18 protein-coding genes are annotated in these 19,440 nt (G+C 62.5%); 14 read left to right on the top strand and 4 right to left on the bottom strand.

Annotated elements, in window-relative coordinates:
* The first annotated feature begins 10 nt into the window (after window positions 1-10).
* From KRX51_RS06885 to KRX51_RS06850, 8 genes are read left to right on the top strand one after another with little or no spacing between them, the layout of a single operon-like run.
* Window positions 11-601 carry an FcoT family thioesterase gene (locus tag KRX51_RS06885; protein ID WP_218362408.1) on the top strand — a complete coding sequence of 197 codons (591 nt, stop codon included), beginning with the start codon at window positions 11-13 and terminating at the stop codon, window positions 599-601.
* On the top strand, window positions 598-1,404 hold the full coding sequence (locus KRX51_RS06880) for a glycosyltransferase family 2 protein (RefSeq protein WP_218362407.1): 807 nt from the start codon (window positions 598-600) through the stop codon (window positions 1,402-1,404). Before KRX51_RS06885 ends, KRX51_RS06880 begins: the two co-directional genes overlap by 4 nt.
* Window positions 1,401-3,236: a glycosyltransferase family 2 protein gene (locus KRX51_RS06875; RefSeq protein WP_218362406.1), complete on the top strand. Its 1,836-nt coding sequence runs from the start codon at window positions 1,401-1,403 to the stop codon at window positions 3,234-3,236. The genes KRX51_RS06880 and KRX51_RS06875 overlap by 4 nt, the downstream gene beginning before the upstream one ends.
* Window positions 3,233-5,332 (top strand): hypothetical protein, encoded by a 2,100-nt coding sequence (locus tag KRX51_RS06870; RefSeq protein ID WP_218362405.1) that lies wholly within the window; start codon window positions 3,233-3,235, stop codon window positions 5,330-5,332. Before KRX51_RS06875 ends, KRX51_RS06870 begins: the two co-directional genes overlap by 4 nt.
* Complete coding sequence (locus tag KRX51_RS06865) at window positions 5,332-5,550, top strand: hypothetical protein (RefSeq protein ID WP_218362404.1); 219 nt, start codon at window positions 5,332-5,334, stop codon at window positions 5,548-5,550. The genes KRX51_RS06870 and KRX51_RS06865 overlap by 1 nt, the downstream gene beginning before the upstream one ends.
* Entirely contained in the window at window positions 5,547-6,572 is a 1,026-nt protein-coding gene (locus KRX51_RS06860; RefSeq protein ID WP_218362403.1) for a serine hydrolase, read from the top strand. Before KRX51_RS06865 ends, KRX51_RS06860 begins: the two co-directional genes overlap by 4 nt.
* Window positions 6,569-7,525, top strand: coding sequence for a glycosyltransferase family 2 protein (locus KRX51_RS06855; RefSeq protein ID WP_218362402.1), 957 nt, complete (start codon window positions 6,569-6,571; stop codon window positions 7,523-7,525). Before KRX51_RS06860 ends, KRX51_RS06855 begins: the two co-directional genes overlap by 4 nt.
* Window positions 7,522-8,214, top strand: coding sequence for a glycoside hydrolase family 16 protein (locus tag KRX51_RS06850; protein ID WP_218362401.1), 693 nt, complete (start codon window positions 7,522-7,524; stop codon window positions 8,212-8,214). Before KRX51_RS06855 ends, KRX51_RS06850 begins: the two co-directional genes overlap by 4 nt.
* Here KRX51_RS06850 and KRX51_RS06845 read toward each other — a convergent pair.
* Complete coding sequence (locus KRX51_RS06845) at window positions 8,139-9,248, bottom strand: glycosyltransferase (RefSeq protein ID WP_218362400.1); 1,110 nt, start codon at window positions 9,246-9,248, stop codon at window positions 8,139-8,141. The genes KRX51_RS06850 and KRX51_RS06845 overlap by 76 nt on opposite strands.
* Window positions 9,245-10,507 (bottom strand): lipopolysaccharide biosynthesis protein, encoded by a 1,263-nt coding sequence (locus KRX51_RS06840; RefSeq protein ID WP_218362399.1) that lies wholly within the window; start codon window positions 10,505-10,507, stop codon window positions 9,245-9,247. Before KRX51_RS06840 ends, KRX51_RS06845 begins: the two co-directional genes overlap by 4 nt.
* Window positions 10,508-10,547: 40 nt before the next feature.
* On the opposite strand from KRX51_RS06840, the gene KRX51_RS06835 reads away from it, so the two are divergent.
* The 6 genes from KRX51_RS06835 (at window position 10,548) to KRX51_RS06810 (ending at window position 16,857) form a co-directional block, all read left to right on the top strand.
* The gene (locus KRX51_RS06835; RefSeq protein ID WP_218362398.1) at window positions 10,548-11,513 is read left to right on the top strand and encodes an alpha/beta fold hydrolase; all 966 of its coding nucleotides are present in this window, start codon (window positions 10,548-10,550) and stop codon (window positions 11,511-11,513) included.
* An 83-nt stretch (window positions 11,514-11,596) separates the two neighbouring features.
* Entirely contained in the window at window positions 11,597-13,111 is a 1,515-nt protein-coding gene (locus tag KRX51_RS06830; RefSeq protein WP_255549529.1) for a long-chain-fatty-acid--CoA ligase, read from the top strand.
* Window positions 13,111-13,959 (top strand): hypothetical protein, encoded by an 849-nt coding sequence (locus KRX51_RS06825; protein ID WP_218362396.1) that lies wholly within the window; start codon window positions 13,111-13,113, stop codon window positions 13,957-13,959. The genes KRX51_RS06830 and KRX51_RS06825 overlap by 1 nt, the downstream gene beginning before the upstream one ends.
* Window positions 13,956-14,582, top strand: a complete 627-nt coding sequence (locus KRX51_RS06820) for an alpha/beta fold hydrolase (protein ID WP_218362395.1) — start codon at window positions 13,956-13,958, stop codon at window positions 14,580-14,582. The genes KRX51_RS06825 and KRX51_RS06820 overlap by 4 nt, the downstream gene beginning before the upstream one ends.
* A 2-nt stretch (window positions 14,583-14,584) precedes the next feature.
* Window positions 14,585-15,886 (top strand): carboxylesterase family protein, encoded by a 1,302-nt coding sequence (locus KRX51_RS06815; RefSeq protein ID WP_218362394.1) that lies wholly within the window; start codon window positions 14,585-14,587, stop codon window positions 15,884-15,886.
* A gap of 71 nt (window positions 15,887-15,957) precedes the next feature.
* Complete coding sequence (locus KRX51_RS06810; protein WP_218362393.1) at window positions 15,958-16,857, top strand: cation diffusion facilitator family transporter; 900 nt, start codon at window positions 15,958-15,960, stop codon at window positions 16,855-16,857.
* Here KRX51_RS06810 and KRX51_RS06805 read toward each other — a convergent pair.
* Together KRX51_RS06805 and KRX51_RS06800 are read right to left on the bottom strand one after the other, a co-directional pair.
* Window positions 16,846-18,615, bottom strand: a complete 1,770-nt coding sequence (locus KRX51_RS06805; protein WP_218362591.1) for an ABC-F family ATP-binding cassette domain-containing protein — start codon at window positions 18,613-18,615, stop codon at window positions 16,846-16,848. The genes KRX51_RS06810 and KRX51_RS06805 overlap by 12 nt on opposite strands.
* Complete coding sequence (locus KRX51_RS06800; RefSeq protein WP_218362392.1) at window positions 18,593-19,417, bottom strand: hypothetical protein; 825 nt, start codon at window positions 19,415-19,417, stop codon at window positions 18,593-18,595. Before KRX51_RS06800 ends, KRX51_RS06805 begins: the two co-directional genes overlap by 23 nt.
* Window positions 19,418-19,440 lie beyond the last annotated feature (23 nt).

Raw genomic sequence — 19,440 nt, 5'->3', positions numbered from 1 at the left:
AGGACTGATTATGCTGACCGATTCTGATGCCCTGTTCCACAAGTGCATGGACCCCTACCGGGCCAAGGACTGTATCTACCTGCGTTCCGCAGAAGTCCAGACCCACGCCGACGCACCCGTCATCGGCATCAAAGAAGAGGCAGGCCCGGCCGGCATTATCAGCCGCGGCACCTTCGAAATCCCCGAATCCTGCTATATCGACGACACCGGCCACTTCAACGCCGTCGAATTCATCATCTGCTACAACCAGCTGATGTACCTCTCCCTGGCGGCAGCAGTCGATTCCGGGGACAGCCCCATTTTCGACGGTTGGACCATCGACGAGTACTGGGAGCGCCAGCTGCCCGCCGTGCTCATCCAGCAGGCCGACTCGCGCTACTCCCGCCCGATCAACGCCCGCGGTTTCCAGGCCGAATTCCGCGTCGTCGAGCTCGACGCCACCCGCCTGGAGCGCGGCATCCTCAAGCTGCGCACCGAGATCGAGTTCACCGACGATAACGGTGGCCGCGCACGCGGCGAAGTGCGCCTCGCCCTGGTCAACACCCCCGAGGCAGGCCTGGACGCAGCCGCGAAGATCGCTTCAGGGGAAGTTAACCGGTGACTGATTCCCCGACTGCACGGTCGGGGATCAGCGTCATCATTCCGTCGGTCAATGAGGCCGAGAATCTCGAGCAGCTGCTTCCCCGGATTCCCGCAGAACACGACATCATCATTGTCGAAGGTTCTGATATCGACCACACGCGCTCCGTCGTCGGAACGCGGTGGCCGCACGCCCGTGTTATCTGCCAGACCCGACGCGGTAAAGGCAATGCCTTGCTGTGCGGGTGCGCCGCAGCCACCGGCGAGTATTTGGTGATGCTCGATGCCGACGGGTCCGCCGATCCTGACGAGATCCCGAGTTTTATTGAGCCGCTGCGCAATGGCGCGGATCTCGCCAAAGGTTCCCGGTATCTCCACGCCGGCGGTTCCAAGGACCTCACTGTGCTGCGCTCATTGGGGAACCGGGGCTTCACGCTGCTGACCAATATCCTTTTCGGCACCAGTTTCACTGACCTGTGTTATGGCTATAACGCCTTCACGAAGGAGATGGTGCCGCGTTTTGAGCTGCCGGACCCGGGCAGTCGCGGCCAGGAGGAATGGGGCGATGGTTTCGAAATCGAGACGCTTTTCGCCTGCCGCGCCGCCACCGCCGGCGCTCGTATTGTCGAGGTCGCCAGCTATGAGCATGACCGCATCCACGGCACCTCGAATCTGCATGCATGGCGCGATGGCAAGCGCGTATTGCGCTCGATTATTTATGAGTGGCTGACTCATCATGGCCGCCGCCTGCGCACGCTCGCCCGTTCGGTTCGTCCCCGCCCGCTGGTGTGGGGCCCGCCGCCACCGGAGCAGCCGGACGTATGAGCGCAATCGATGTGGTCGTGTGTGTGCACGACCCCGCTCGGCTTCGGCTTATCCGGAAGTGCCTGCATGCCCTCGTGGCGGAGTTGCAGCCCGACGACGAGGTCATTGTGGTCACCGATCACAGCCCCCAGCTGCATCAGGCGCTGCGCACCGAGCCGGTGACGCTCACGGCAAATACCGGTAACCCAGGGCTTTCCGACGCCCGCAATACGGGCGTTTCCGCCGGCCAGAACCCCATTATTTGCTTTATCGACGATGACGCGGTGCCGCGCCCGGGCTGGGCGCAGGCAATCCGGGGTGCTTTCGCTAACCCCACTGTGACCGGTATCGGTGGCGCCGTGTACCCCCGTTTCGACCGCCCGGCGCGGTTCCTACCCGCCGAGCACCATTGGGTGATTGGTTGCGATTATGCCGGTATGCCCGGTGCGGGCGCGCCGCTGCGCAACCCGATTGGTGCGGCTATGGCGGTGCGCCGGTCCGCCTTGGAGGCAGCCGGCCCCTTCGCCACTGGTTTCGGCCGGGTTGGCGGTAATGCTGGTGGGGCTGAGGAAACCGACTTGTTTATGCGTATCCGGGCCGCGGATGCGTCGGCACGCATTATTCGGGTGCCTGCTTTCGCTGTGGATCACGCTGTGCCCCGCAGCCGCACTACCTGGCGGTATTACCTGCGTCGTAGTTTCGCGGAGGGGCGCGCCAAGGCGCAGTTGCTTTCGGCTGCGCATGCCGACGCTGGCGCGGAAAACGATCATCTGGCCAGCACGATCCCGCGTGCGTTATGTGCTCATCTGCGTTCGGGCCCTGTGGGCTGGGTGCGGGCTGCCCGCAGTCTTGGGGTAGTGGCGGCAACGGGCGCGGGTTATGTCACCGGCCGGGCGGGCAGTCCCCACTCCCCTGCCCCTAGCTGCGCGGTGTCGGTGGTGCTGTGCACCGATAATCGGGCTGATACGCTGCCGGCCGCGGTGGCCGCCATCCTGTCTAATGAGGGCGATTTTGAGCTGGTGGTGGTGGATAATTCCGCCGCCGGCGACCTGAGTTTCACCGATCCGCGGGTCCGTGTGGTGCGCGCCCCGGTTCGTGGGCTGTCCCGGGCCCGCAATGTCGGTATTTCCGCAGCCCGCGGCCGCATTATTGCTTTTACTGACGATGACACCATTGTGGCCCCCGATTGGGTTGCGCAGCTCTGCGGTGGGTTTGGCGCCGCCGACGATATTGTCTGTGTGACTGGCCGCACGGTCGCTTTTGACACCAGTACTGAGATTCACCGGTGGTTTGAAGAAGCCGTCGGATTCGATAAGGGCACTACTGCCCGCGTGTGGCGCCTTGGGGACCGTGATGTCCCGCCGCTGTACCCCTTCCCCGCTGGTTGTTTCGGGTCGGGCAATAATATGGCCTTCCGTGCCGAGGTGTTTGCCGAATTGGGTGGGTTCGCCGAGGAGTTGGGCGCTGGCCGCGGCACCCGGGGTGGCGAGGACCTCGATATGTTTCGGCGCATCATTCTTGCCGGCGGCGCTATTGGGTATGTCCCCGCCGCCTGCGCCCGGCATCATCACCGGGATACGTTCCCGGCGTTGAAGGACCAGATGTTTGGCTATGGTGCCGGCATGGCCGCCGCGCTTACCCGTTGCGCTGTAGATGACCCGCGCTATGGGCTGCGTATTCTCATTGGCATTCCTGATGGGGTGCTGCAATTGTTCCGGATGCGGGGCACGAAATCCGGTTATCCGCCTGAGCTGCTGCGCACTGAACTTCGTGGTTTTTTAGCCGGCGGGCCGTTATTGCTTGCCATACGTATTAAGGACGCCGTTTCTGCTCTTCGATCGGAGAATTCATGAGGCCTGACCCACTGGTTCGCGCCGGTGTCGCCCTAGGCGGTGTCACCTCTGTGCTGTTGCCTATCCTCGCCTGGCTTGCGCCGGGTGGTGAGTTGGGCATGGTGCTGGCCAGCGTGTGCGCTTTGACCGCTGGTGGTACGGGTATCGCGGCGTTGACTGTGGGGCATTCTCGTGCCCTGTTCGCCGCTACTGCCCCGGCGGTGTCGGTGGCGGTGGTGATGATCGTCAGCGTCGCCCAGGTATTGCTCGATATGTGGTCTCCGCCGACGACGGCTGGTGTGGTCGGCATGATCGGTGCGGCCTCCGCGGTGGCGTGGTTCAACCGCAATCCTGGCCGCGGCCTGTGGGCGCCGCCGCTGCGTACCGCGCTCCCGCTGCTTGCGTTGTTTATCGCCCTGGGGCTGTGGGCGTGGGCGGTACGTCGCCTCGATCTTGATTCAGCTACTGGTGCCGGCATTATTTCCGTATTGCCGTGGCAGTATTTCGCCGCTTTGGTGGTGTTGGCTGGCACTGCTGCATTCCTTGTGCAGCGCAAGGTGCAGCATTGGTTGTTATTCGCCACTGGTGCTGTGTTGGCGATCATCATCACGCTCACCGTCAATATCGCCGATGGTGGTGCGGTGATGGGTACCGGTTATGTGCATGTGGGCTTTGCCGACGCTATCGCTGATCGCGGCGCCTTGCTGCTGGGCACTGATGCGCGTTTTTCCTGGCCTGCGTTCTTCACCACCACCGCAGTTGTTGGCGCGTGGGCGGGCTTGCCCAGCACTTCTGGCCTGGCGCTGATCTACCCGGCGGTGATCACAATCTGTTACCTGCCGGCCATTGTCACCATCGGTAAGGCCTTGACGGGTTCGGCCGCTACCGGCTGGTTGGGGGCGCTGTTATTCATTACCGCCAACTGGGGACAGCAGGATTATTTTTCCCCGCAGTCGGCGGCCTTATTGCTCTACCTGGCGATTACTGCGGTTGTGCTGCATGAGATGGCGCATACGTCGGTCACCCCGGGCACGCTGTGGCAGATGGTGCGCCGCACTCCGGCGCGTCCCGACGGGTGGAGCGCGAATAATGTCATCGCCGCTGAGGCCTTGCTGATTCTGCTGGCTACCGCGCTGATTATTGACCACCAGCTCACTCCGGTCGCGCTTATCGCTGCCTTGGCGGCCTGGTCGTTATTGGGCCGCACCCGGCATCGGTCCTTGTGGTTCGGCGTGGGCGTTATTTTCGCCATCTGGTTCGCTTTCGGCGCCTATGACTGGTGGACCGGCCACCTGCAGATTCTCATCGACGGTATCGGTAAACCGCAGAATGCCATCTCCTCTGGCCTATCCGATCGGGTACGTGGCGATGAGCTTTATGCGGCCATGCAGCTCATGCGGATTGGTTGGTCGGCGTTTTTCGCGCTCGGCGGCGCGGTCGGCTGGCTGTTGCTGCGGGGTCGTTTCCCGCTGGCTGCCGCGGCTGTGCCGGTGGCGGCCCCGATCGCCTTGGTTTTTGGGCAGAGTTACGGCGGCGAGGTCATTTTGCGGGTCTTCCTCTACGCCAGCCCGTTCTTGGCTGTGTTGACTGCCCATGCCATCCGTACCGCCTTGGCCCGCATTGACCGGGTGGCGGTGCCGGTTTTGGCGGTTGTCATCCTGCTGTCCGGGGTGGCTGGGGCGACTGCCCGCGGTGTGAATGTGTTCTTCGAGCGCACTCCAGTCGATGTGTTGGTCGCAGCGCGGGAGGTGTTGGCTATTGCCCCTTCGGGTGCCACGGTCCGCCCACTTGCTTTGGAGGGGTCGCTGCGCACTGACCGGGTCGGTGAGCTACGTCAGCCGTCTACCTTGGATGACCCGGATGCGGAGCCTTTCACCAACCTCATGCGGCAGCGCCCGGACTATGTTTTCCTCACCACCACACGCGAGGCTTATGAGCATATTGTCAATGGTCAGCCAGCGGACTGGTACCCGGATATCGCACGCCGCCTGGTGCGCACGAAGCAGTACCGTGAGTTCTGGCGCAGTGATCATGTGATTGTCCTTGAGCGCATCACCAGCTCTGATCTGCCGATTTCAGAGGATCCGGGAGTGCCCGCGATCCCGGAAGGAAACTGATGGACGTACTCGGCTTCCTCATCACCTGGGGCGCAGGCATCCTTGCTTGCGTGAGCGTGGGCGCCTATCTCGCCACCGTCGCCTACCGGGAGTCCCGTGGCGGCGCTGAGCGCACGGTCACTTTGGCTAGCTCCCGCCCACTGTTTACCGGCATCATCGTCGGCATTGCGCTCGCCGCGATTGTGGTGCTTATTGTGCGCTTGGGGGTGTTGTCATGAAACTCACGCCCACTATTGCTGCCCTTGCGGTAGCTGGTCTTACTGTCGCTGGTGCGGTGGTTGCCGCGCCTGGCCCTACGCTTACCGACGATGTTCGCGGCGACCAGCAGATTGCCGCGGCGGCTTCCTCGCAGCTAGGTGGGGTGCGCCGTGAGGTCGCGGTGCTGTATCTCGATGGCAATGGTTCCCGGCAGGCTTTGTTCAACACCACCGCCACGACCCAGTTTCAGGCTGGTTCGTTGACGAAGCTGTTCACTACGCAGCTGTATATCAATGCCCTTGAGCGTGGTGAGGTCCGCCGCACCCAGAAGCTCGGTTCCTTATTGCCCCTAGGCGATGCCCCGGTTGCTGATGTGACGTTGCAGGAGCTGGCCGAGCATAAGTCGGGGCTTGGTTTATGGGGTGCCGATAGCGACAATCCGGTGCGTGAGCTGTGGCAGGATCATGTCGTTGGCAAGGAGGTCGGGCAGGGCGCCAGTTATGCGGAGTTGCTCGACCGCGCCCGGCGCGACCCGTTGGATACCCGTGGCCGCTTTGAGTACTCCAATATCGGCATTGCCCTGTTGGGGCATGCCCTGAGCGCGGCCGCCGATGTGCCTTTTGACCAGTTGCTTTCCTCCCGGGTTTTGCAGCCTTTGGAAATGACCAATACCTGGTTGCCGAATGCGAATTCGTTGAATCCTCCGCGTGGGCTTACCGACGGTGGCGCCCCGGCGGCGGTGTGGCGTGCCGGTGCGTATGCCCCGGCTGGTGGGGCGGTGACCACTCTGGTCGACTTGGGCCGTTTTGCCCGTTATGTGGCCAATACTCGCCCGCCGCGCAATCAGGGCGATGTTGATGATGGTTTCTTGGTGACAAATGTCGATGGCCGACCCATCTTGGGTAAGACCGGCACTGTCACCGGGTTTAGTACCGCCATGTTGGTGGATCGGCGTCGGAAAGCCGCCGCGATTGTGTTGTCTGATTCTGATGAGCCGGTGATGGATGCCGCCAAGGCGGTGCTGCGGGAAGGACTGCAGTGAGCCGGGTCAGCGTCGTCATGCCGTTTGCGGATTCGCGGGAGTTTCTGCCCGGCGCCCTCGCCCAACTCGCCGCCTTGGACTACCCGGACCTGGAGTTCATCCTGGTCGATGATGCCAGCACCGACGGCAGCGCCGCCCTCGCCGCGGATTTCGGGCCCGCTCGAGTGATCACGATGGATACCCGTAGTGGTCCCGCGTTGGCCCGCGATGCTGGGATCGCTGCCGCAACTGGCGAGTGGGTGTGGTTCTGCGATGCCGACGACGAGTGGGACCCGGATGTGGTCACCCGGATGGTCGCCGAATCCGACGGGGTGGACCTGGTGTGTTGCCGCGCCACCCGGGTAGAAGCCAGCGGCCGCGAGTTTGTGGTCGATGGTTGCGATACTTCCCGTACCCTCACCTGCGCTGAGATTCCCGATGCGGTGCTCGATGGCACGATCCGCGGCTATTTGTGGACCAAACTGTTCCGCCGTAGCACCGTGACTGGCCCGCGCACTCGACGTCGGTTGTCTTCGCAGGATGATTTCCTGCTCCTACTCGACGCCATCGCACGTGTTGACCGGCTGCGGCTGGCCCCGATTACTGGCTACCGGTATCTCGAGCGCCCCGGTTCGGTGTCCTCGGGCACTGATGCGCAGCTCATGAACACTGCGGCCTGCGCGGAGGCCGCTATCGCCCGGCTACGTCCCAGCAAGAACACCGCGGCTGGTTTCCGCACGTGGTTCTACCTGGTGCCGGCTATTGCCACCCCGGTGCATCAATATTGGCCGCCTGCGCAGGCCCGCCGGGTGCAGCGTGTGCTGCGCCCACAGCTGAGCCTGCGCGGCATTGTGCAAACATGGCGGTGGGGTCAGCGCTCTGTCGCGATCCACGCATTAGCGCAGGTTGTGCTCATCCCACTGCGCCTATATACGCCCGCTTATCGAATCCTGCGTCTGGTGGTTGCGCCATGATTAGTCGCCGCACTTTGCTTGCCGGTTCTGCGCTGGCACTAACGGGGATAGCTGCCAGCTGTCCCAATAAAGAAGTGTTTTTTGATGATTTTTCCGGCTCCCGCCTGGGTCCTTCCTGGGAGCCCTATACCGGGCGTCCGGCCTCCGACGCGAAGGTGCAGTGGGACCCCTCCGAGGTGCGGGTGCGGGATTCGCGCCTGATTCTGTCTGGCAGTCCCGACGGCCAGTATTGGCGCACCGGCGCGGTGTCTCAGTGGCGTGAGGCCCATAAATACGGCCGTTGGGAAGTGCGGATGCGCGCCCTTGCGCACCCAACGCTGAGTTATCACGTGTTGTTGTGGCCACAAGCCGATATGTGGCCGCCGGAGATTGATCTCGCCGAGAGTTTCACCGCCGACCGGGCTACGACTGAGGCTTTTGTGCATTGGCGTGCCGACGGCCAGCGCCATAAGCGCCAGTTCTCTCTTGACGTGGACGCCACCCAGTTCGCCACCTGGGCGGTTGAGTGGACCGCTGATTATGTCCGCTGGTCGTATGACGGCACGACTTTTGCCGAAGTCACCGGCGATGAGGTGCCGGATGAGCCGATGTGGCTGGCTATTCAGGTGGAGGCTCAGGTGCCTGGTGACGGTGGCGGCGGCGCTTCCGATGTCCTCGAGGTCGATTGGGTGCGGATCACGTCGTCGTAGATCCGTTCCACGCGCCGAGTGCAGTGATCCATATGGAAGTGTGTCAAGGCCCGCCGACGGCCCGCGCTGCCCATCTCTTGGCGTAATTGCGGATCATCGAGCAGGCGCCGGATCGCTGTTGCCAGGGCCGTAATATCGCCCGGCTCCACCAGGATTCCGCCCTCGGCGACCGCTTCGACCACTCCCCCGTGGCGGTAGGCCACCACCGGCAGACCAGCAACAGCGGCCTCTACAAAGACCTGCCCGAATCCTTCGGCATTACCATCGGCTGCCGTCTGCGAGGGCCCAACGAATATTTTCGCCGAGGCCAGTTCATTGGCGACCTGGTGGGGTGGCAGCGCACCGAGAAATTCCACGTCCAGCCCAGCGGCGCGGCGTTTCAATTCAGCGCGCAGCGGCCCATCGCCCACGATCCGCGCCGAGACATTACCCACCCGGCGCATGGCCTCAATCAGGTCGGCCACGCCCTTTTTCGCCACGAGGCGGCCGACAAACACAATATCGGCGCCCGCCCCGGCCACCCCTGGCCGTGGCTGCACGCCGGTATAGCTGACCAGCACGTCCCGCGCGCCGAGTGCCCACGCCCGGTCGGCAATAAACCGGGACACCGCAATTACTCGCGCTGCCTGGGCGAATACTATCCGCGAGCGCAAGCGATACCAGCGCGACCGCGCCAGCGAGGTCACATCGTAGCCATGACAGGTCACTATCAGCGGCAGCCCGGCACGTCGGCAAGCACGGGTTACTAACCAGGCGTCTTTGAGGAAATGGGCATGTACCAGCTGGGCGCCACTGTCCCGCAGCGCCCTGGTGATGCGGGGTGCCACCCCGGTGAGTTCAGCGAGCCACAATGCCACCCGGTCGCGCAGACTGCGGCCATAGAGCACCTGTTCATCGCCGCGCAGTAGTGGTGAGTCAACGCGGGTGGTGCCGATAAGTATCGGCTGCCAGGAGGTCATCGCGTCGGTCTGGTCCCGAATGAATGTCTCTGAGCCGGGCAGCAGTTCGGCCCGGAAAACCGCTACTCGTTTCATTGCAGGCTCCGCCGCAGCAGTCCACGCAGCGGCACCGAGGCCGCGAGCAGCACCAGGATGTCATGCACAAGATAGGCCCACCCCACGGCGATAATGCCCATGCTCGGCAGCCACCACCAGGCCAAAACGACCAGCAGTACCGCACCGAGCAACTGCACCACCATGGGGTACAGAATCTGCCGGTAGACCCTGGCCAGCGCGCCATAAATAAAAGCCGGGCCGGAAATGAAGTGCGCAATGCCCATCACCACCAGCAGCGACCACCCATTGGCGAAGTAGTCACCGCCGTAGAACAGCAGCGCCACCGGGCCCATTGCCGCCACCGCGATGAGCCGGAACACACTGGCGAAAGCGACGATCCGGATCATGGACCGGGTCGCTACCTGCAAGTCCGCCCCCGGGCGCGCGGCTTGTGCCACATATGGCCCGCCGATAATAGACATCAGCATCAGCGAGGCAGACACCACAATCCAGGCGATATTGAAATACGCCGCCTGCTCCAGGCCAAGGGTGTGCGCCACCAGCAGCGGCACGAAAAGCCCGGGCAGCACCTGGCCAATAATCCAGCCCACGGAGGTGAAAAAATAGCTGGCCAGTTCTTTGACAGGCGGCAGGCTGGGTTCGACGTGGCTGGCCTGGTTGCGTCCCGCCTGCAGCATCAACAGCACCTGGGCTGCTGCCACCAGCAGCGCGGCCGGAATCACCCACGTACCAATAATGGTCTCACCGGCGTGGCTGGCCCCATAGGCGGAGAAACCCATTGCCGTGACCGCACCGAATTTCACCACCGCATGCGTGATGTTCTTCACCGCCGCCCAGCGGCCCATATGGAGGCCCACCAGCACTGAGTCGTAGAGCGCGAACATAGTCAGCGCGGCGACACTGGCCACGAATGCCGGGGCCTGCCAGGCTTCGGTGAGCAGCGCACCAGTGGGCCAGAAGACAACGAACCCGCTGGTCATGAGCACCGACAAGCCCAGCACAGTGAGGGTGACGCCAATAATGACCCGTCGGCGCAGCCTCCCGCAGACCGGCAGGAAGCGCTCCAGCATCTGCCCGAAGGCCAGGATGGAGGCCGAGGACAAGATCATGCCCGCGGAGATCAGAGTGGAGGCCCGCCCGACCTCGTCGACGGGATAGAGCCGCGTCGCCGCCATCCAGTACAGCAGGCCGATAACGGCGTTAAGCCCAGAGGAGACCATCAGCGCTATCGAGTCAATCGCCATCCCGGAGGGGCGTTGCAGCCGAAGTTTGGTCACCAGCACCGTTCCTACCTTAGTCGCTGGCTATCATGCTGCTATGCCAGATCTCGAGCTGCCCTGCACCCCTGTCGAAGACGCCGTCGCCCAAGCCTGGGCGCAGGTTCTGGGAATCGAGCCCATTGCCCGCACGGATCGGTTCACTGATCTGGGCGGCACTTCTCTCGGAGCCGAGAAAACCCTTCTGGTCCTGCGGCGCATCTTGGGTCGCGATATTGGCGCGGATCTGCTCACCGGGGACCCCACCGTCGCCGAGCTGGCGCAGCTGATTGATGATGCTGCCGCTAAGCAGTTCGCCAGCTCCACGCCGACCACCACGCGCCTGGGTACTGGCACTGGCCGCCCGGTTTTCTTCTTCGCCGGGGCGGGTGCATCGGCGGTGTCCTTTTTGCATATCGCCGCACAGCTTTCTGGTCGGCGGCCGGCGTGGGCTTTCCACGCGCATGGTTTCCATTCCCGTGGTCTGGCTGATCCGACGTTGGGTTTGCATGCCCGTCGGCATCTGGGTGATCTGCGCCGGATTCAGCCCAGTGGTCCGGTGAGTGTGGTTGGGCATTCCTTTGGCGGTCATATTGCGATGGAGTGCGCCCGTCGGCTACGTCGGTCTGGCCGGGAGGTTGACCGGATTGTGCTGCTGGATACTGTGCTGCCGGCCCCTGGTGAGTCTGTTGGTGATGTGGCTGTGGGTGAGCGCGCCGACCAGCAATCGAGCTGGGCGCAGCGGATGCGTCGGCATGCTGAGATTTATTCGGCGGGCTTGGTGCGCCATGATGTGCGCACGCAGCAGGATATTTTCTGGGAGCACGCGATTCGTATTCAGAACCGAATTCGACTCACCGGCGTCCCGGATAAGACCACCATTTTCATTACCGACGATAATGCCATCCAGGTGGAGCGTTGGTCTGCACTGGACCCGGCCCCGACTATTCGGCGTATTCCCGGCAATCACCTTTCCCCGCTTAATGATCCGCAGGCGATTCGGGAGATTGTGGGCGAGCTGGCATAGCGCCCCATTCCGACTAAGCTGGGCCTAACTATTGGTTTCTCGGAAAGTGCACCCCGTTGATTTACTTACCTGAGCTCACCACCTTGTCCGAATCGCTGGCTTATCACGCCGCGAAGCGACCCGATCATCCTGCGGTGCTGGCACCCTCGGGCGCGCAGTTGTCCTACCGGGAGCTTGCCGACGCTAGCGCCCGCGTGGCCCGTGGCCTGGCCGATAGTGGCGTCACCGACGGCTCCCGGGTGGCCTATATCGGCAAGGAACACCCCTCTTATTGGGAGGTGATGTTTGCCTGCGTGCACCTGGGTGCGGTGTTGGTGCCGGTGAACTGGAAGCTCACTGCCGAAGAGGTTGACCATATTCTTTCCGATTCCGGCGCGGAGGTGGTTTTCCTCGACGCCGACCACCCGCTGCGCGGAACTACCGGCCATACCGAGATTGTGTCTTCTCCCGGTGAGTGGGAGGCCTGGCGCAATAGCCATGAGCCGCTCACCGAACTGTTCACGCCCACCCCGGATACCCCGATGGCGCAGATTTACACCTCGGGCACCACCGGCCTGCCCAAGGGCGTGGTCTTGGCACATCGGTCGTGGTTCGGCATGCGTAATGCTTTGGGCGAGGCCGGCGAGGATTGGATCGCTTGGGATGAGGGCGATATTTGCCTGGTGGCGATTCCTGGTTTCCACGTCGGCGGCATGTGGTACGCCACCCAAACTTTTAATGCTGGCCAGACGGTGTTTTCTATGCCGGATTTGGGTGCCGAGCAGGCGCGTGCGGCAATCCGGAAATTCGGTATTACGCACGCCATTTTCGTTCCCGCCATGATGGGCGCTATTGCGCATCTGCCGGGTGTGACCCCGGAGGAGTTCAGCACCGTCAACCGAGTGATTTACGGCGGCGCCCCGATCGGTGATTCGGTGTTGGAGACCTGTACTCGCATTTTTGGCGCTAAGTTCTCCCAGATTTATGGGCTCACTGAGACCGGTAATACTGCTATCTGTTTGCCGCCGGACCAGCATTATGCCGGCTCTCCTCGATTGAAGGCCGCCGGCCGCCCGTACCCCGGTTTCGGCCTCCGGATTGTCGATAAGGAGGGCAACGAAGTCCCGCAGGGCAATGTCGGCGAGGTACTGCTGCGCACTCCGAACCGCATGGTGGAGTACTGGAATCTGCCTGAGGCCACCGCCGAGACCCTCATCGATGGCTGGATTCATACTGGTGACGCCGGTTATGTGGACGCGGAGGGATTCCTCTTCATCCATGACCGGTTTAAGGATCTCATCTTGGTCGGTGGTGAGAATGTTTTCCCCGCCGAGGTTGAGAATGTCCTCATTCGCCACCCAAAGGTCGCCGATGCCGCAGTTATCGGTATCCCGGACGACACCACGGGTGAGGCAGTGATGGCGTTTATTGAACCGGCGCTGGGCGAAGAGCCGACCACGCGTGAACTGTTGCTTTTCCTCAAGCAGCATGTGGCGAATTTCAAGCTGCCTACTCGCTGGGAGATCATCGATTCCATTCCGCGTAACCCGTCCGGCAAGATTTTGCGCCGTGAGCTGCGCCGCACGTTCTGGGATGGCCGCGGCCGTCAGGTGAATTAATGCGTCGCCTCGTGTGCGCGCTGATGGCGTGGAGTCTTATTGCTGCCCCGTCGGCGGCTGCGCTTTCGGCTCATCCGCACCCTGCGGACACTATGGTGTCCGAGTTCATCGCGAAGCAGGTTTCTCCTGGTGAGCAGGCTTTGCTTACAGTGGAGCTTGCCGACGCTGGCGTCGCCCCGCAGGCCACAATCACCCCGTTAAGCAGTGATAACGGCAAGCTAGCGCGCACGCATGAGGCCAAAGCCTATGACGCTTCCCGGTGGCTAGAGATCGATACCGCCACTGTCGATGCGGTGCGGATCAATATCTCGGTGCCGGGTAATACTTCGGCCGGTGATTATGCCGCTGGTCTGGATATTGATGGTGTGCTGGTGCCGTTGCTGCTGCGGGTGCCGGGTACCCGCAGTGCTTCACTGGAATTCGATGACCTGGATTTTTCGGTCAGCGGCGGTGGTGGGTGGCCGTTGACGAAGCAGCACACCGCGCTCGATGCCACGGTGACCAATCATGGCCAGCTGCTGGTGTTCGGCGATCTTGATGTCTCCGCGGACGGTATTTTCGGTCTTTCTACTGCTCGTTGGCATCGCGATGATGTGGTGTTATTGCCGGGCGACCAGGTCAGCGTCACTGTGGATACCACTGCCCGTACTGCCCCGATGGTGCGTGTGGTGCCTCAGGCTGAGTTGTCTGTGCCATACCGCGATGACGTCGGTGAGCGGCAGACATACCCGTTGGTTGCTGTTGGCCCGGCGCGACTGGTGGTGCCGTGGGCGGCGCTGGCCGCGATCCTGGTTGTGGTCGGTGGCGTTATCGTCGTGTGGTGGCGACTTCGACAAACTCGCGTATGAACCGTGAGCACCTGACATTTACCGGCCCGGATGGGGTCGAGTTAGCGGCGACAATCGATCTGCCTGATGGTGCGCCTCGGGGTTGGGTGTTATTCGGGCATTGCTATACCTGTGGCCGTAAGTCTCCTGCGGCGGCGCGGATCTGTAAGCGCCTGGTCGAGCATGGGTATGCCACTTTCCGGTTCGATTTCACCGGGGTTGGTGATTCTGAGGGCGCTGCCCCGCCTTATCCACTGGATGGCAATACTGCTGATCTTCGGGCGGCGGCTGCGTTTTTGGCTGAGACTGGCCGGGCCCCGTCTTTATTGGTGGGGCATTCCTTGGGTGGTGCTGCTGCTATTCAGGCGGCTCCAGATATTGATTCCCTCAAGGCTGTGGTGGCTATTGGTGCGCCGAAGGTGGCGCGGGTGGAGACCCGGTTGCCGTTATTGGTGCTGCATACGCCCACTGATCAGGTGGTGGGCATTATGAATGCGGTGGATAATTTCGCCCAGGCTCGTTTCCCCAAGGCGTTGGTCAGTCTGGATGGTGTGGATCATTTGCTGACTGCCGATGGTGCTGCTGCCCATGCCGCGGATGTGATTTCCACCTGGGCAGAGCCGTACCTCCATGGAAATATGTAGCTATGGGAATCGAATGGTTATGTCCGGCTGGGCGGATTATTGGTGAGCGTGCGGGTTCGGTGGTGCGTGCCCGCGGTATCCCTTATGCCACAGCAGATCGGTATCAGCCGCCGCAGCCTATTGCTGATTCCACCGCCCGTATTGACGCCACTGCCCCGGCGCCGGTGTGCCCGCAGCAGCCGCAGTCTGAGGTCAGTCGGCTTATTGCCCCCACTGCCACGCCGCTGCCCCAGGATGAGAACTGCCAGCGGTTGTCCATCACTGCCCCGCAGTCTGGCCAGGATCTGCCGGTATTGGTGTGGATTCATGGTGGCGCATATAGCTCTGGTGGCGGTGACCAGGATGTATTCGATCCTCGTCGCCTTGTCGAGGAGCAGAATGTCATTGTCGTGAATATCACCTACCGGCTGGGTGTTTTCGGTTTTATGAACAATCCGGACCGGGGCATTCCCGCCAATTTGGGCCTGCTCGACATCATTGCCGCTCTTGGTTGGGTGCATCGTAATATCGCGGGCTTCGGCGGCGACCCGGACAATGTCACTATTTTCGGCCAGTCCGCTGGTGCCGACGCTGTCGTCGGCCTGCTTGCCGCTGAGGACACGCGGGGGTTGTTCCGGCGGGCGATTGTGCAGAGCGCCCCACTGTTGTTCATCCATAATCGTGCGGCGATGCAGCAGGCGATGCGGGATGCTGCTGGTCCTCCGCCTGCCGACGCACCGATCTCCGAAATGCTTGCCGCCGAGCTTCGCGCAATTGAGGCGGCGCAGGGTCTGGGCCCGCAGCAGTCGATGCCTTTTGGTCTGGTGTATGGGGAGTTTCCGCTGCCAAAGGAGGAGGACCTGCATGAGGTTTTGCGGCAGCGCGCCCCGGAGGTGGATTTATTTATTGGCCGGACTACGCGCGAGGCTTCACTATTTATGAATGGTGTCAAAGAGGTGGTGCGGCTGCGCAGGTTCAGTAAGACCGCGTATGAGGCGTTGATTCGGTTGTGGACGCTGAAGGTGTATGGCCGGATTCGGATGTTCACTGCTTCGTGGGCTGCCGTCGGCGGTCATGGCTATCGGTACCACCTGGATTGGGGTGCTGCGAATAATATTTTTCGGTCTACCCACACCTGTGATCTTCCGTTGCTTTTCGGCGATGAGCGCACCTGGCGCCAGTCGTGCCTGACGACGGGGTGTGCGTGGGACACGGTTCATGCCGATGGCCAGGAGCTTCGCCGGGTGTGGGCGTCTTTTGCGCGTACTGGCCGGGTTGAGGTTGGCGGCGCTGCGCATTTTTTGGATGCCACTTTGTTCAACTAATCCCCGTTATTGAAAACGTATCGCATTTTCGCAGCTAGCCAGGCTTTTTGTTTTCAATTAAGGTGGGCCTTATGCACGATCACCATGACCACCAGCACCACGTGCCGGACTCCCCACGGCGGCTTATCGCCGTGGTCACCCTGACCTTCATCATCTTCCTGGCTGAGGCCATCGGCGGCGTGCTGTCTGGTTCCCTGGCATTGCTTGCCGACGCCGGCCATATGCTTACCGACGCCGCGGGCCTCGTGATGGCCTTGATCGCCTTATTCATCGGCCGCCGCAAAGCCACCCCGGAATCCACCTTTGGGCTGCGCCGGGCCGAGGTCATCGCGGCGCTGCTCAATGCCATCACGGTGCTCGCGATCGGCGTTGTGATTGCCATTGGCGCGGTGCGCCGACTGTCGTCGGGAACAGCCGATATCCATACCGGCACCATGATCACTGTCGCCGTTGTTGGCCTGGTCGCCAACCTGATCGGCATGATGCTATTGGCTAAGCCCGCTGCCGGCTCAGTCAATGTGCGCGGCGCCTACCTGCACGTCTTGGTCGACGCCCTGGGGTCGGTGGCGGTGATTATTTCTGGTGTAGTCATTGTCTTCACCGGGTGGACTGCCATCGACGGCATTGTCTCCATCATTCTGGCTGGCCTCATTATCCCGCGCAGCCTGCAGTTATTGTGGCGATGTGTCGGCATCCTCATGGAACGCACCCCCGAGGGCATCGATACCGAGGAGGTGCGCTCTGCCATTGCGGAGATAGATGGTGTCGACGAGGTTCACGACCTGCATGTGTGGTCTGTCTCTGGCACCGAAATATTACTGTCCGCCCATGTCGCCGCCGATGGCAATACCGACTGCGGACTGCTCGACGCTATCCAGCAGATGCTGCATGACCGCTTCGAGATCGAGCATTCCACCATCCAGCTGGAGGAACCGGGGCATTCCTCCCACGAGCACGAGCTACACCCCTAGCTCAAGCCACTCCATCTCGGTTTCTTCGCGTTCTGCACGCACCTGGGCGAGTTCCTTATCCAACTCGGCGAGCTTGGCGGTGTCCATTGTCGCCGGGTCCGCAGAGATATCCGCCATCTTCGCCTCTAGCTGGGCTTCCCGTTTTTCCAGCTTCTCGATGGCGCGTTCTAGGGCGCGCATTTTCTTATGCACCTGGTGATCTTTCGCGGCATCACCGCCGCCACCCCCGGAGCTGTTCTTTTTCGTCGGGCTGGCCAGCAAGGATTGGCGCCGCTGAAGGTACTCATCAATCCCGCCGGGCAGGTTGGTCAACGTGCCGTCACCAAAGAGTGCCCAGGTCGAGTCGCACGCCCGCTCAACGAGGTACCGGTCGTGGCTAATCACCACCAGCGTCCCGGCCCACCCGTCGAGTAGGTCCTCAAGTTCCTGCAGAGTATCGATATCGAGATCATTGGTCGGCTCATCGAGCAGCAACACATTCGGCTCACTCATCAGCACTCGGGTCAGCTGCAGTCGGCGCCGCTCGCCTCCAGATAAATCTCCGACATAGGTGCGCTGTCGCTTCGCCGGGAATCCCAGGCGTTCGGCCAGCTGGGAGGCCGAAATTTCCTTCTTTCCGAGCTGAATGCGCAGCGCCACGTCTTCCACAGCTTCAATAACGCGCATGTCTTTGGGCAGGTCATCGAGTTCCTGCTTTAATTGCGCCAGCCGTACCGTGGTGCCTTCCCGACGGCGCCCCTTGGTCAGCTCGTGTTCCCCGGCGATGGTGCGCAGCAGCGTCGTCTTTCCCGAACCATTCACCCCAACTAAGCCGATGCGTTCGCCCGGGTTTAGTCGCCACGTCAGGTCGTGCACCAGCTCACGGCCGTCGGGGGCGGAAATGGTCGCGTCCTCAAGTTCGATCACCAGCTTGCCCTGCCGGGCTTTGGCGAATGCGGTCAGTTCCACTTTGTCGCGCACCGGCGGCACATCGGCGATGAGTGCCTCGGCGGCTTCAATCCGGTACCGCGGCTTCGAGGTGCGGGCCGGGGCGCCGCGCCGCAGCCACGCCAATTCCTTACGGGCAAGGTTTTGCCGGCGGGCTTCGGCTGCGTCGGCCTGCCGGGCGCGTTCGGCCCGGGCGAAGGTCCAGTCGTTATAGCCACCGGTGTACATATCCACGGTGCCGTCGTGGACTTCCCAGGTGCGGGTGGCCACTGTGTCCAGGAACCACCGGTCGTGTGTGACCACCACAAGGGCCGAGCGGCGCTGCAGAATATGGTCCGCCAGCCACCGCACTCCCTCAATATCGAGGTGGTTTGTCGGCTCGTCGAGAATCAGCAGGTCCAGGTCGCGCACCAGTGCTGCCCCGAGGTTCACCCGCCGACGCTCACCACCAGATAGCGATCCGACGGGGGTATCCATCCCCAACGCATTAATCCCCAGGCCTTCGAGCACATTGCGAATCCGGGCATCACCAGCCCATTCGTGCTCGGCGACCCCCAGCGGTGCAATCACGGATTCAAAAACGGTGGCCTTCGGGTCCAGTCCCGCGTCCTGCGCCACGTAGGCCATCTGCATATCGCCGAGGTGGGATACTCGCCCACTGTCCGGTGGCTCCAGCCCGGCCAGGACTTTCAGCAGCGTGGATTTACCGCCACCATTAAGGCCCACCACGCCGACTCGGTCGCCTTCATCAACCCCCAGGCTCACCCCGTTGAGCAGGGTTTTGAGCCCATATGCTTTATGGACTGCCTCAAGATTGATCAGGTTCGCCATCATGTCCTTTCGCGTGTGCGGCGGCCAGAGTCCACGCCCCGGCGCCAGTGGTCGCTAGCTGGGCGGCGGCATCAAGTGCGCGTTCCCTGCTCGGGAGCGCAAAAGCTGCCGCGCTGCCTGCCCCGCATACGATACCGGCCCCCTCCCCGAGACTCAGCACCCGCCGCAGCCTCGGAATATGCGTGATCACCCCTGGGGCCAGATCATTGTGCATTGCCGCCGCGGCGGCCTCCGCATCACCGACGGCCAGGGCTTGCAGCAGAGCATCCGGGCAGCCGGCAGTGGGCACATGATGGCGCTGCCGCAGGCGTCGCGTTGTGGCGACCACGTCGGCAAGCGGCACAGACTCATTGCCCAGCGAGATCGCCCAATGCAGCGGGCCGCGGCTGAGCACCACCGCCGCTTCGGCGATCTCACCAGTAACACTGCCGTGTACGAGTTGGGTGCGCCCGTTTAGTGCCGGCCCGGCGTGGTATTTCTCCGCCAGCCCCTCCGTGCTGGTGCGCAGATGCGCCCCGACGGCCTTAATAATCGCGGCAATAGCGGCCTCGCGCGCGCCCAGGCCGGCCCACATCGGCACCGGGATGGTCACCTCAACATGGGCGTGGCCGAGGTCGGCGACAACGTCGGCAAGCAGTTCCACATCGCTGGGGTCGGTGTAGAAACCGTGTACCCGCACCCCGGAGCCGTCGCTCACCTGCGCCTGCACCCGTTGACTGAGCGGGGTGAGCACCATAGTGAGGTCATCGCCGCGCATGCCGATATGCAGCGGCAGCATGAGCGGGGCGGCGGCGATAGTCACATCTGCAGTGTAAACGCCACCAC

Origin of the sequence: Corynebacterium sp. TAE3-ERU12, assembly GCF_019209905.1 — a bacterium.
Classification (GTDB): Bacteria; Actinomycetota; Actinomycetes; order Mycobacteriales; family Mycobacteriaceae; genus Corynebacterium.
This window is presented reverse-complemented; position numbering and strand designations above follow the sequence as displayed.